The organism is Silvanigrella sp. (assembly GCF_044369315.1).
Classification (GTDB): Bacteria; Bdellovibrionota_B; Oligoflexia; order Silvanigrellales; family Silvanigrellaceae; genus Silvanigrella.
Genome location: NZ_JBIPMD010000356.1, coordinates 1 through 12,001, shown reverse-complemented (window position 1 = coordinate 12,001; position 12,001 = coordinate 1). Strand labels below are relative to the sequence as shown.

Here is a 12,001-nt window from a genome sequence, read left to right as displayed (position 1 = left end):
TAAGAACAAATGGGCAAGGGCTAGGTCGGAATTCTGGAGGTTTGTTTGATGATCTTATTGTCGGTTGTTCCGTTGAGTGGCTGATCCAAAATGGATATCTGACAGACATTCGTTACTTTGTACCACCGCAGATAGTCGACATGACAGGAGTCCGCACGTTGGGCGGTGACTATGATCAAAATGAGCTAGAGGAGCGTCTAAATCAATCAATCGTCACAGGCGACGCTATAGCGCACTATGCGCGTATTTGTCCCCACGCTCCAGCAATAGCTTTTTGTGCCTCTATTCGCCATGCGCAAGCCGTAGCCGCTGAATTTTCCGCTAATGGTTTCTCTTCTGATGTCATCCATGGCGGACTAGATAAGGTAACAAGAAAAAATTTAATATCAGGACTCGCAAAACGTGAAATAAATGTTCTCACTTCTGTGAATGTTATTTCAGAAGGTACAGATATACCAATCGTTGAAGCTGGAATTATTTTAAGACCTACTCAATCCCTAGCATTACATCTTCAAATAGTTGGACGAATTCCGAGAATAGCAGAAGGTAAAAAATTTGCATTTTTAAATGACCACGTCGGGAACACTTTAAGACACGGTTTTGCAGATACACCAAGAGAATGGACGTTAGCAGGAACAAAAAAATCACGTAAAGATCAAGAGCCAACAATACCAATGAAGCAATGCCCAAATTGTTTTTGTTGTCACAAGCCAGCTCCTGCATGCCCAAGTTGTGGTCATAAATATAAAACTGAAATTAAAAAATTAAAAACAGAAAAAGGCGAGTTGCAAGAGCTTTCAAAAGAAGAAAGAGAATTAATAAAAATAAGACAAAAAAGAGAAATAAAAAAAGCAGATTCTTTAAATGAGTTAAAGGAAATCGAGAAAAAAAGAGGGTTCAAAAAAGGATGGGCTGATCATGTTTGGGCTGGAAAATTGCTAGCGCGAGAGAAATACAATGCGCAAAGAGGATAAAAACAAACTTGATGAAATTAACAGAGCTAGAAAATTAATAGGGTTAAAACCCATAAAAGTAACACATGGTAAATGTATGAAATGTGGAAAAGAAATTGAACGATATAAAAAATATAGGTGTGCAGAATGCCATAAATTATTAGATGAAATGAATTACTACGATGATGTGTTTGAAAGAGAATATATTTTTAGATTTAAAGATACACGCTACAGAGAAGATAAAAAGCATTACATATTAGGGAGGTAAATTTGAAAGAAATTAATATCATGCGTCAAGATATGATAGAACAATCAGAAGACAAAGAATTGTTTACATTTATAGAAAATTCAAAGGAAAAATATACACGTTTATTTAGAAACAATGTGGGAAAATTAGAAACTAAATATGGTGGCCGTGTTAATTTTGGGCTTTTTAAGGGGTCAAGTGACAATATTGGTTTTGATTCAATAATAGTTACGCCTGATATGGTGGGAAAAAGAATTGCAATATTTAAAGCAGTTGAATCAAAAACACCAGAAGGAAAGCTTAAGCCAGACCAAGAAAATTTCTTAAATAAAATAAAAATATATGGCGGAATAGCAGAAGTAAATCAGCCAGAAAAAGAAAAGAAAAAAGGTAAGAAATGAAACGTTATAAAAATGAATGTGAATTCTTACATAAAATTACATTAAATCAATTAAATTTACCAAAAAATAGGATTAAACCTAATTTTGAAGATTACGAATTAAAAGAAATTATAAAATTATTACGTCAAGAATTAATTGAGTTAGAAGCAGAACTTTTTCAAGAGAAATCGAACAAAACAAGGATATCTGAGGAAGTTGGCGACGTTGGCGCCTGTTTAGTTGGACTAATAGCAAAAACACAAGGATCATAAAATATGAATAAAAATGAAGAAATAAAACACGTTAAAATTATCGAAGAAATTATCGAGCAATATGTTTTAAAATCAGATTTTCAACGGGAACAATTTAAAAAAACTAGAAGTTATGTTTATTTAAAAGAAAAATCTGATGAAATTAAAGAAGAAATAAAAAAAATAATCAATGGGAAAGATAAGCAGAAATTAATTTTATTAGATAAAAAATATGTTGATGTGCCATTTTTATTAAGCACAAAATATTACATTGAAATAACTGAGGGCTTAAATACAGAGATTAGAAATTCAGAAAATGACAAAGAAAATATTGAATTAATAATCTCTAAAAAAGCAAATAAAAAGACAAAAAAAGAAAAAACAAATGAGTTTATAATTGTTATGGATGTTTTTTAACGTATTATATTCAGGAGATATTTTAATGGAATATAAAGAAGTTGAAAGCAAAGTGATGTGTGACTTTAGAGTTGCTTACAACATTGCTTATAAGGAAGCAAAAGAAGAGTTTAATGTTGAAAAACAAATTATATCTAGCAAATTAATTAGAATAAAATACATGCTTATTGCACATTCTTTTATGTTATTTGCAATACTTGTAATTTATTACTTAATTTTAATGAATAACCTTATTTTGTTTTCTTTCTTATCTCTTATGATTTTTAACATTAATACAATTTTAGATTTTAGGAGACATTGTCGTGATCTCGAACTTAAAACTTAAAGCTTTTCTATATTACATCATCAAAAATAACCTGACTTTTGATGATATAGAAAATGCTTTAAAAGAAATAGAAAAATTTAATTTTGTTTATAAACCAAAATATGAAAATGAAAATCTTTCTCAGGTATGTGACAAAATTATTGATAAAGTAACCGATAAAATCGAATTTAAGGAAAGTAAAAATGAGTCAGTGGGCTAGATTTTATAAATTAAGAGTAGGTGACTCATACCCTTCTTATTGTAAAAAAAGATATGAACCTTTTCTAGAACAAATTAATAGCTACGATTCTCTTTCTGAGGAAGGTTGTGGAATAGCTACAATGACAAAAATTGTTTATCAAAAAGGTAAAAAATATACTGCTTTTGACAAATGTAGTGAACAGCTTTCACTTGCAAGTAAGAATTTAATAGGTATGGAAGTTGCACTTAAAAAAGGGAATATTCTAAATCACAAATATAAAAATAATCCAGATATTATTGTATCGCATGGTGTTCTTGAACATTTTAGCGATTCGGATATTAAAAAAATAATTAAGAGACAATTAAAATCATGTTCTAAATTAATTCATTACGTTCCTTTAGATAAATGGATAACGCCTAGCTTTGGTGACGAAAGATTGCTTCCTATTTCATATTGGAAAAAGATTGTTAATCCTGATTATATCGAACTATTTAATGAAGATAAAGACGCTGTTTTAATGTGGGAGAAATAAACATGAAAGAATTTAATTTAAACGCAAAAGAAGCTTTAAAATTGATGTTAAAAGGTAAAACGGTGATATCAATAAATGGAGGGATGTTTTTTTATCACAATAATTTAGATAAAATAATCGTAAATGAAAACGTTAAAATGTATATAACTTATGAAGATATATTCTTATCTTATAAGGCTCTAAAATACAAAGAATACATTGAACCTAAAAAGCCTCGAAAATTTGAGTTTGAAGCATTTATTGGGGAAAATCCAAATAATAAAATGATTTTTGATAATTCATGCACTGATCAAGCTTTTGGTTATTACACATCATATATTTATCGTAAAAAAGAACCATTGCTAGATGATTACAAAATAATTTCTAAATTTAAAATAACTATGCAAGAAATATTGGAGTAATTAAAATGTTTAATTTAGATCAATATCAAGCTTTTAAATTAATGTTAGATGGTAAAAAAGTTATAAATGAATTAAATTTCATTTATGGAATAAATAAAGAAAAGAATTTAATAGAAACAAATGTTAATACCATAAAAGATTATAGTGAATTTTTAAAAATGCAGCCTTACAAATTTAAAGAATATATTGAGCCTCGTAAATATATATTTGAAACTTACCTAGGTGAAAATTTCGGTGTAATGCCATTTGGAAAATGCCCTATGGAAGTAGCCTTAAAACATCAATGTTCAGGCTTAAATGATGATTATGACAATTTAAAAAGTATGTATAAAAAAGTTTCTAAAGTTAAAGTTACTTTAGAGTTTATAGAGAAAGATAGCTCTGATTTTGTATTTCCAGAAATTCCTTTTAGGAGATTATAAAATGTTTAATGAAATTAGCCTAGTTGAGATAGAAAAAAACTCTATAAATAAATCAAAACTTGAAACATTTTTCTACGTTTTAAATAGAGACTATCTGCCTTTCGGAGCTATAGAAGAAATTTTTAAAAATCATGTTGATAAAATTAGTGAAGATAACAAGCCAGTGTTTGAAGATAAAAATTTAGAAGCTTATTGTAAAACTTTGGTCAAAAAATTTGATGACCATTTTGCAAATAATTAAGCAAGTGGAAAAATGAAGCATTAGGATTTTTAAGTTAATAGATTTTTTTAAAAGGAAGTTATTATGGAGATTGGAAAAACTTTAAAAGAAATAAGAATAGCTAGAGGCTTAAATCAAACTGAATTTGCTAATCTTATTGGTATCTCTGAGTCTGCTGTTTGTCAGTATGAGCGTGGCGGTCGTTATCCAAGTGCTGAGATATTAGCAAAAATATCATCTTCTTTAAATGTAAGTTGTGACTATTTATTGGGTTTAAAATTAGAAAATAATGATATTTTATTATCATTGAAAGAGAGTGATAAAAACATTATCATGAGACTTATAGATGCTCTTAAAAATAGATGATAAAGGTTTTAATCATGAAAATATTTAAAGTTATTAGAAATTATTTGTGGGTAAGAAAGTTAAAAAAAGATTCAAAAAATACAAGTGAAATTTTTGATTCATTTCAAAAATATACTCATGATGACATGCTTGATTCATCATTAACTAGTTTAAAGCATCTTAAAGCAAGCTTGTGGATTAGGTTTAAAAATTTATTTAAAAAAATTATTTCAATAGGATTTAAAAAATCATGACAGATGTTCGAAAATGTAAACTTAAAAGTCTCTTGTTATATAAAGAATATTACATGTTTCAAATTTATCTAGAATTAAAACTATTTGGTACATGGGCAACAGATTGGCAAATAAAGATTAATGAAACTAATAAAAATATAATTGAATTAATTAAAGAAACTAAAATAACAGAAAAAGAATACATTGAAATTTCTTCAAATGTTAAAGAGTTATGTTTGAAAGATTAATAAATATAAGAAACTTTAATACTTAAAAATAAGCGGGAGATTAAGGATGATTACAGCTACAGAAGCATATAAGGAAACAAATGAATTTATTAATGATCCAAATTTACTTGAGAAAGAAGAATATAAATATTTTATTTATAAATTGCATTCCTCAGAATGTATAAAAATTATTGAAAATAATATTTTTGAAGAAATTAAAAAAGGTAGTTTTGAGTTATTAATAAACGTTGGACGTTCCTCATTTCAGAGTTTTATTAACGAATTTTACAAGAGAGATAAGCTTAAAAATTTTAATAAATATTTTAAAGAATTAGGATATAAAGTTGAAATATACAGTCTATCTTCAGATTTTGTTTCAAATATTATTATTAAATGGTCTGAGGCCAATAAATGAGCGATAAAGTCGTCGATTTATTAAAAGAATCTCATAAGCAAAATATCAAGAAACGCTCTCAATTTGCATTAAGAGATAACGATATATTTCTTGAAATTATTGCAATGCTCGAAAAAGAATATCTTTGCGACGGTGAGCGATATTATAAAATTACAGACTACCGAAATAGAGTTTGTAAACTTATTAAATATACAAACCTTAAAAACGCTTGTATTAATATAAGAAAGACGCAAAAAGTAGATTCAAAAACTGCAAACGAAGCAATTATTGCGTGGAAATCCGAAGTCAATTTTATTTCTGAACCGTCGTTACTTCGTGAGGAATCCGATGACGATTCTTGGCAATTAGAAGCAAAATCCGAAATTAATAATATTATTATCGAAAACGACCCTCGTAGATGGCTTGATGTATGGTTTGCTTCAAAAAATATTCAAATTCATTCCAGTAATGAGCTTTCTATAGATGGCGAAAAATTCCCAATTGACGAAGCTATAGCAGTTATGAATTGTGATTTTATAACAAACAAACCAGATAAAACAAGAATAACTCTTCAAGTGTTGCGTAATGCACTTGATTTAAAAATGGCAGCCGAATTAAAGAAAATTCGTAATAAAATAATTTCTACATTAAATTTTGAGGCTGACTTAAATCGAAATATGGAACGTTTCGTTACTGCATTACTTGGGAAATATGACCATATTACAGATATGGTTTTGAGGCATTTTATTTGGCAAGTGAAGAGAAAGATTTTCGGTAAAAAAGTTTATGATCATCTCATGCCTATTATTTATGGCTCACAAGGAATAGGAAAATCAGAGGCCATTAAGAAATTTATTAGCCCCCTAGATGGTCTTTGGATCGAGGGTAAGTTTACAGATTTAACAGATGACCGTAACTCAAAATTTTTCGAGTCAAACTATATTATGTTTTTTGACGAAATGAAAGGAGCAACAAAAGCAGATATCGAGGAAATTAAAGAGCGAATAACAGCGGAATTTATTAAGTTTCGTTTGCTGTTCACTCACAATATGTTGCGCATAAGTAACAACTGTACATTTATAGGAACGTCCAACAAGCCTGTTTCGTTGCTCATACGAGATGAAACAGGAATGCGTCGATTTTATGAGGTAGAAGTGCTTAAGGAATGCAATTGGGATGAAATTAATAAAATAGATTATCTCGCAATTTGGAAAGATGTAGATGAATCTGTGGACAGACCGTTTATCAGTGCGTGCAAAAAAGAAATAAAGGAACAGCAAGAATTAAATCGTGATAAAAACTCGGTCGAACAATGGGTAGAAGAGCGTTCTTTAAGTCAAGGAACCACGCATTGCAAACTCAATGATGCTTATGATGACTATTGTCATTTCTGCTCTCGTTCTGGCTTGCATAGCGATTCTAAGCGTAACTTTGGAATTAAGCTAAAAGCAAAATTAAAAGTCACCTCATTTATACTGAATGGCCAACGTTACTATGCGCTCAACAAAGAGTTCACTAGTCAATTGTTGCCACGAATTTAGGCGTTTTTAGAACAGAAGAACATTTCAGAACAGATTGTTCTGTTCTAAAGTATTCTTAGGGAGAGTTGAATAAATCTTATTTAGAACAGAAGAACAGAGAAAATCCATAAAGCTTCTAGCAGATGTATATATTTCGTTAAGGTAACATGTATTTTTTCATTTCCTATTACTTTTTCCATTTTTACTGTTCTATCTGTTCTAAATTAGACTTATATATATGAAATAAGGATAATATGCAGAACAGAAGTAGAACAGAACCAGAACAGATAGAACAGATCTCACCCAAAATTAGGAGAAAAAATGACGATTTGATTAAAAATATAGCTAAAATAAGTAAAATAAGGTAACAAAAAATAATTAAAGTAACGCATGGTTTTGTTAAATTAAACCATAATTCACAAAAACAATAAAGAGGACACAATGAAGAGAAATTGGAACCAATGGCTGACAGACTATAAGAGTGGATTTTGTAAAAATAAAAACGCAATTTATGATAGTGATGAATTTATTGAACTTGATAAAGATGAAGCCATTTTTCTTAATATATTAGGATTAAGAGTCGCAACAGTAGAAGATTTAAACGAGTTCTGTACAGATTTGAGATGGAAAAACAATAATATAACAACACATCCAATGAGTGATGACTCTCGATTCCAAGAAATTGTAAATCGTGTTTCTTTATTTGAAGAAAAAGTCCCATCTTATATAGCTAATGAACTTAAATATAAAATAATCAATCGATGTGAAACGAATGAGTCTATTGATTTTGCAGAAAAGTATCTTGAAAAACTATTAAATGCCATTAAAACTTATAAACAAAGCAAAGGGACTAAACAATAATAACAACACAAAATATGGAAGTATTAAATTAACAAGAAATAGCTATATAGGAGAGCAAATACATGATAGAAAATAAGGCAATTTCAACACCGAAAACTTGTACGAAATATAAGCCTGAGTATTGTAAGCAGATTATCAAGCATTTTGAAGAGGGTTATAGTGTAGAGTCGTTTGCTGGTGTTCTGGGAGTTGATCGAGGCACAATATACAACTGGTTGCGAGATTATCCAGAATTCAGAGCTGCTAAACGAATTGCAGATGAGAAGTCGAGACTATGGGCCGAAACAAAGCTAAAGGAACAAATTGAGGGCAAACTAAAGTCTCATCCTGTTCCGTTATTGTTCTATTTAAAGAATCGTTTCCCAAGTGATTGGCGTGATCGTAAGGAAATTGTGAATGAAAAAGAGGCAGTGGAGGACGTTTCTAACCTGTCAATTGAAGATCAGCTTGAAAAGATTGAAAAACTTAAAGCTCATCTCGTTGCACGATTAAAGCAAACCAAGGCCGAAAAACCGATAGAAATTGAGGCAGTCAAAGAGGTTGAGAGTGCCTAAAACATGAGCGAAATAAGTCAGTTATGATAACTAGCATTATGGTGTGTGGATTAAGGTAACAATTTCGATTAGTTGTATAGCATTTCGGAAGGTCTTTAGGGATCGAATTAATACGCAAAGCTTAGCATATAGGGCCACCCCGTCGTTTTCCTTAGAGGGGGGTACCCATTTTCAGAACATACCCCCCTCAGATAACCACACTCATTTTGCTACAAGAGAAACACTTAGCCAAACTAGTTTGTTAGTGCTAGATTCAGAATCATTTTTTTTGCAAATACAAACACTTTTTCCTTTGTTTGGGTCATATTCGCAAACGGAATGTTGCCCCTCTGGACAAGCATAACAAGCTCTTACATATGAAAAACAGATAAAAGTCATTAAAATATAGATAAATTTTCTTTTCATAATTTCTCCAGTTTTTTCTTTTCGGAAAAACGAAACAAAATAATTAATTCTAATTAAAACAAATTGTTACGAAGTGTGATACTCCGACCGTCCAAAACGGCAAGCCGACCGACGATTTCGGATATCCGACCACCGCAATTTTTTAAGTAAAATCATGCAGTCTATAGACTGCCGAATTTTAAATTTTTTCGTGGCCCATTTTTGGTGGAATCCTTACCGCGCCTAGTTTTTACCCCCCACCCGTATTCGTGTAAAAAACGCACTATCCCCAATTTAAAGCAAATTACAACAAAAATATTGGCAAACCCAACAATAATGATGTATCATACATCATAAGGGGGTTGTTTTAATGAAGCTTAAAGAGGCAAGGAAGCTTTTTAACGAATTAAGAATACAGGGAAAAATTGTTTTAACGGATCATGTTATTAATGATCATAAAGAAAGGCTTTTTACTATCATAGAAATTTACCAACTTATACAACATACTAAGGGAAAACTATCAGATAATAACAGGTTTCCAACATCGACAAAAGGAAGCTTTTTATATGAATGTAAAGATGATTTAAATAGGGATGTACAAGCGGCTGTAGTATTAAAAGATAATGTTATTGTTATCCATATATTTAGAAAGGTTTAAATATGAAAATTAAAAAAGTTTATGAACATACAAGCCTTTTGGGTAATATAAAAACAGAAGCGACTTTTGAAAAAATTGATGAAATGGAAACTCTAAGTTATGCTGAAGCGATGAGAATAGAAAGAATTGTTGCATATAAATTCTATATGAAATCAATAAAAAAAGATTCTTTATTAACATCTGACGAAGTCCGTGGAATTGTGTACTTTCTAGGCGTAAATATGAGTAAATTATCAGCTTATTTAAAGCTTGATAGAAGTACATTAAATAATGTAGTTCGTGGCAGAAAACCTAGTAAAATGTTGTGTCATTTGCTTTTAGAAGCCGTAAAAACAGAGCTATTGTTTCCTAATTTCCACAAATCAAGATTTGAAAAAGCGATTGATTGCGATTTGGATCGAGAATATTTTGAATTATTGATAAAAAATAAAGCTGCTTAAAAATGGAAATAAGCATGGAAGAAATCTTAAAAAAATAAGCTCTAGGACTCCCTAGGGCTTTTTATTTTTAAAATAAATCACGCTTTTTTATGAAAAATATAATTTTAAAAAAATGAAATAAAAAAAATAAATTACTAATATTTAAATAATTATTTATTCCTATATGACACAGTCACTATTTAAAACAATGTGAAAATAGCAAGATGTATCCTAGCTATATTCATTTATTTTGGTATTATTTCTGCTTGATGTGAAAGGAGATAAAATGTCATCAAATAATTTTAAAGTTGGGGATGTAGTGCAATTAAAAAGCGGTTCAATGCCTATGACTGTAATAAGTGCAGGGAAAAATTCGATTACATGTAAATGGTTTAATAGGGTAAGCGATTTTCCAGAGGGTTTATCGCTGCCGAATGCTTCTTCATCCAATAACAAATATGGTGCTTCATTTAATTATAAATATAGTGATCATCAAATTGGGAAAGAGATTTTTCCACAAGACGCTCTTGAAAAAATTAAAAATAAACCCTAGGGCTTATTCCCGTATTTATTTGTGCCATTTGTGCTTGGCAAAGCGCACAAAACATAAATAATTAAAGGCCCAATTAATGGGATTATTTGTAGAAAAATCCACCACCCGCTTTTATTTATGTCGTGCAAACGACGAACAGTTACAGTGATTGAAGGCAGAATAAGGGCAATAAAAATAATGGATATTAAAAATTTTAATAAATTAAATTCATTACTTTCTCCGTATATAAATTTATTAATAAATACCAGTATAAAAAGTACAGAAAAATCAAAAAGTAAAAAATACCAAAATTCAGATCTAGATGCTCTTCCCCTAAAAGTTCTGTAATTTTTTAAGGCGCATTTAACTGAGTCAACAAAATTCATAAATAATTCCTCCTTGGAAAAAATACTTTTTTTCATAAATAAAATAAAATTACAAAAATGTTAGATAATAATTTTTAATACATAATTAATATGTATTAAAAATAATAAAATCATGCTTTTTTCTGTGAAATAATATTCACTTCTTTCTTAATGTAAATGCTCTGATTTTTTTTAAATAGCAGCGAGTTTAAATTGTCCTGAATTTTTATATAATTAACTTTTAATAAAATTAAGATGTGCTTTCTAATTAAACTATTATAACTATCATTTTTTTCTAAAATATCTTGTAGATAATCAATGTTTTTAATGCAAAATTTAATTTCATTTTTTAATTCTATATTTTTATTGTTCATTGTTAAATCCTTTCCAATTATAAACAGCTATTATATATATGTTATTGTGTTCGTACCTGCATAAAACTTTATGCCGTTTTAAAACACCTACAATGGTAGATTTTCTTTTGCCAGATAATTTGATCAGTTTTGTTAATGTATATTCTCCTTTTGGAAGCATTTTAAGCCAAGTCGGGGCTGGCCTACCAATCTTTTTTATTTTCATAGATTTTAAGCCTCCATGCCTCTAAATCAAGAATTTTTAAAATATTTAAAGCAAATAAAATAAGCAAAATTATATTTTCCCTTCATATACAATTGCAAATGCTAATAAAAATTGAAAAATTTTAATGACTAAGCCCCTTAAAATAAAAAACCAAACATTCATTAAATTAAATTTTTTGGTAATGTAATATTGATGTCATCGATTTTTATAATCTAATAATTACATAATATTATAAAAAAAAAATTTCATATTATATAAAAATTACGGTCGGTTAATGATTTTTAAGAAAATAAGTTATTATTTTGGGCTTTAAATAAGGTTTAAATATTTATTATATATTTATAATATCTTAAAATTAATGTACATTAATTATTATTATAAAAATATATATTAAAATATCATTAAAACATATGTTTAATTATTGTATATTTGGTGTTAAATCATGCAAAAATCATGTGATAAAAAAAATCCATCAGATATGATTAAGGTAGATTCATGAAAGTAAGGATCTAGGAGCATTCTAAAGCATAGATAAAGGCACTAAATATAAAACGTTAATTATATTATTATATTTTTATAATAATTATTAAGATTTTCTTTT

The 12,001-nt window shown here is 28.9% G+C and carries 24 protein-coding genes; 21 read left to right on the top strand and 3 right to left on the bottom strand.

Annotated elements, in window-relative coordinates:
• The 18 genes from ACIQ56_RS17110 to ACIQ56_RS17025 form a co-directional block, all read left to right on the top strand.
• Nucleotides 1-974, top strand: a 974-nt coding sequence (locus ACIQ56_RS17110; protein WP_397602248.1) for a DEAD/DEAH box helicase, incomplete at its 5' end; no start/stop codon positions are given.
• Entirely contained in the window at nt 958-1,221 is a 264-nt protein-coding gene (locus ACIQ56_RS17105; protein WP_397602247.1) for a hypothetical protein, read from the top strand. The genes ACIQ56_RS17110 and ACIQ56_RS17105, both read left to right, overlap by 17 nt.
• Nucleotides 1,222-1,223: 2 nt before the next feature.
• Nucleotides 1,224-1,601 carry a VRR-NUC domain-containing protein gene (locus ACIQ56_RS17100; RefSeq protein WP_397602246.1) on the top strand — a complete coding sequence of 126 codons (378 nt, stop codon included), beginning with the start codon at nt 1,224-1,226 and terminating at the stop codon, nt 1,599-1,601.
• On the top strand, nt 1,598-1,852 hold the full coding sequence (locus tag ACIQ56_RS17095) for a hypothetical protein (RefSeq protein WP_397602245.1): 255 nt from the start codon (nt 1,598-1,600) through the stop codon (nt 1,850-1,852). The genes ACIQ56_RS17100 and ACIQ56_RS17095 overlap by 4 nt, the downstream gene beginning before the upstream one ends.
• A gap of 3 nt (nt 1,853-1,855) precedes the next feature.
• Entirely contained in the window at nt 1,856-2,248 is a 393-nt protein-coding gene (locus ACIQ56_RS17090; protein ID WP_397602244.1) for a hypothetical protein, read from the top strand.
• A gap of 25 nt (nt 2,249-2,273) precedes the next feature.
• Nucleotides 2,274-2,573 (top strand): hypothetical protein, encoded by a 300-nt coding sequence (locus tag ACIQ56_RS17085; RefSeq protein ID WP_397602243.1) that lies wholly within the window; start codon nt 2,274-2,276, stop codon nt 2,571-2,573.
• Nucleotides 2,551-2,772, top strand: coding sequence for a hypothetical protein (locus ACIQ56_RS17080; RefSeq protein WP_397602242.1), 222 nt, complete (start codon nt 2,551-2,553; stop codon nt 2,770-2,772). The genes ACIQ56_RS17085 and ACIQ56_RS17080 overlap by 23 nt, the downstream gene beginning before the upstream one ends.
• A complete protein-coding gene (locus ACIQ56_RS17075) occupies nt 2,756-3,286 on the top strand; it encodes a class I SAM-dependent methyltransferase (RefSeq protein ID WP_397602241.1) in 531 nt (176 codons plus the stop codon). Before ACIQ56_RS17080 ends, ACIQ56_RS17075 begins: the two co-directional genes overlap by 17 nt.
• 2 nt (nt 3,287-3,288) lie before the next feature.
• Nucleotides 3,289-3,687: a hypothetical protein gene (locus tag ACIQ56_RS17070; protein WP_397602240.1), complete on the top strand. Its 399-nt coding sequence runs from the start codon at nt 3,289-3,291 to the stop codon at nt 3,685-3,687.
• 5 nt (nt 3,688-3,692) lie between these two features.
• Nucleotides 3,693-4,109: a hypothetical protein gene (locus ACIQ56_RS17065; protein WP_397602239.1), complete on the top strand. Its 417-nt coding sequence runs from the start codon at nt 3,693-3,695 to the stop codon at nt 4,107-4,109.
• Between the two features lies 1 nt (nt 4,110).
• The gene (locus tag ACIQ56_RS17060) at nt 4,111-4,350 is read left to right on the top strand and encodes a hypothetical protein (RefSeq protein WP_397602238.1); all 240 of its coding nucleotides are present in this window, start codon (nt 4,111-4,113) and stop codon (nt 4,348-4,350) included.
• A gap of 63 nt (nt 4,351-4,413) precedes the next feature.
• Nucleotides 4,414-4,695 (top strand): helix-turn-helix domain-containing protein, encoded by a 282-nt coding sequence (locus ACIQ56_RS17055; protein WP_397602237.1) that lies wholly within the window; start codon nt 4,414-4,416, stop codon nt 4,693-4,695.
• A gap of 14 nt (nt 4,696-4,709) precedes the next feature.
• Nucleotides 4,710-4,928 carry a hypothetical protein gene (locus ACIQ56_RS17050; RefSeq protein ID WP_397602236.1) on the top strand — a complete coding sequence of 73 codons (219 nt, stop codon included), beginning with the start codon at nt 4,710-4,712 and terminating at the stop codon, nt 4,926-4,928.
• A complete protein-coding gene (locus tag ACIQ56_RS17045; protein ID WP_397602235.1) occupies nt 4,925-5,155 on the top strand; it encodes a hypothetical protein in 231 nt (76 codons plus the stop codon). The genes ACIQ56_RS17050 and ACIQ56_RS17045 overlap by 4 nt, the downstream gene beginning before the upstream one ends.
• Before the next feature lie 46 nt (nt 5,156-5,201).
• Nucleotides 5,202-5,549 carry a hypothetical protein gene (locus ACIQ56_RS17040; RefSeq protein WP_397602234.1) on the top strand — a complete coding sequence of 116 codons (348 nt, stop codon included), beginning with the start codon at nt 5,202-5,204 and terminating at the stop codon, nt 5,547-5,549.
• On the top strand, nt 5,546-7,069 hold the full coding sequence (locus ACIQ56_RS17035; RefSeq protein WP_397602233.1) for a VapE domain-containing protein: 1,524 nt from the start codon (nt 5,546-5,548) through the stop codon (nt 7,067-7,069). Before ACIQ56_RS17040 ends, ACIQ56_RS17035 begins: the two co-directional genes overlap by 4 nt.
• 420 nt (nt 7,070-7,489) lie before the next feature.
• A complete protein-coding gene (locus tag ACIQ56_RS17030) occupies nt 7,490-7,909 on the top strand; it encodes a hypothetical protein (RefSeq protein WP_397602232.1) in 420 nt (139 codons plus the stop codon).
• Nucleotides 7,910-7,971: 62 nt separating this feature from the next.
• Entirely contained in the window at nt 7,972-8,463 is a 492-nt protein-coding gene (locus ACIQ56_RS17025; RefSeq protein ID WP_397602231.1) for a helix-turn-helix domain-containing protein, read from the top strand.
• Between the two features lie 201 nt (nt 8,464-8,664).
• On the opposite strand, the gene ACIQ56_RS17020 is transcribed toward ACIQ56_RS17025, so the two are convergent.
• Complete coding sequence (locus tag ACIQ56_RS17020) at nt 8,665-8,868, bottom strand: hypothetical protein (protein WP_397602230.1); 204 nt, start codon at nt 8,866-8,868, stop codon at nt 8,665-8,667.
• A 349-nt stretch (nt 8,869-9,217) separates the two neighbouring features.
• Here ACIQ56_RS17020 and ACIQ56_RS17015 point away from each other — a divergent pair, with 349 nt between their 5' ends.
• The 3 genes from ACIQ56_RS17015 (at nt 9,218) to ACIQ56_RS17005 (ending at nt 10,477) form a co-directional block, all read left to right on the top strand.
• Nucleotides 9,218-9,505 carry a hypothetical protein gene (locus ACIQ56_RS17015; RefSeq protein WP_397602229.1) on the top strand — a complete coding sequence of 96 codons (288 nt, stop codon included), beginning with the start codon at nt 9,218-9,220 and terminating at the stop codon, nt 9,503-9,505.
• A gap of 2 nt (nt 9,506-9,507) precedes the next feature.
• The gene (locus tag ACIQ56_RS17010) at nt 9,508-9,945 is read left to right on the top strand and encodes a hypothetical protein (RefSeq protein WP_397602228.1); all 438 of its coding nucleotides are present in this window, start codon (nt 9,508-9,510) and stop codon (nt 9,943-9,945) included.
• 265 nt (nt 9,946-10,210) lie between these two features.
• A complete protein-coding gene (locus ACIQ56_RS17005) occupies nt 10,211-10,477 on the top strand; it encodes a YodC family protein (protein ID WP_397602227.1) in 267 nt (88 codons plus the stop codon).
• Here ACIQ56_RS17005 and ACIQ56_RS17000 read toward each other — a convergent pair.
• The gene (locus ACIQ56_RS17000) at nt 10,474-10,842 is read right to left on the bottom strand and encodes a DUF805 domain-containing protein (RefSeq protein WP_397602226.1); all 369 of its coding nucleotides are present in this window, start codon (nt 10,840-10,842) and stop codon (nt 10,474-10,476) included. The two genes, ACIQ56_RS17005 and ACIQ56_RS17000, sit on opposite strands and share 4 nt — an antisense overlap.
• Before the next feature lie 342 nt (nt 10,843-11,184).
• The gene (locus tag ACIQ56_RS16995; RefSeq protein ID WP_397602225.1) at nt 11,185-11,400 is read right to left on the bottom strand and encodes a hypothetical protein; all 216 of its coding nucleotides are present in this window, start codon (nt 11,398-11,400) and stop codon (nt 11,185-11,187) included.
• Nucleotides 11,401-12,001 lie beyond the last annotated feature (601 nt).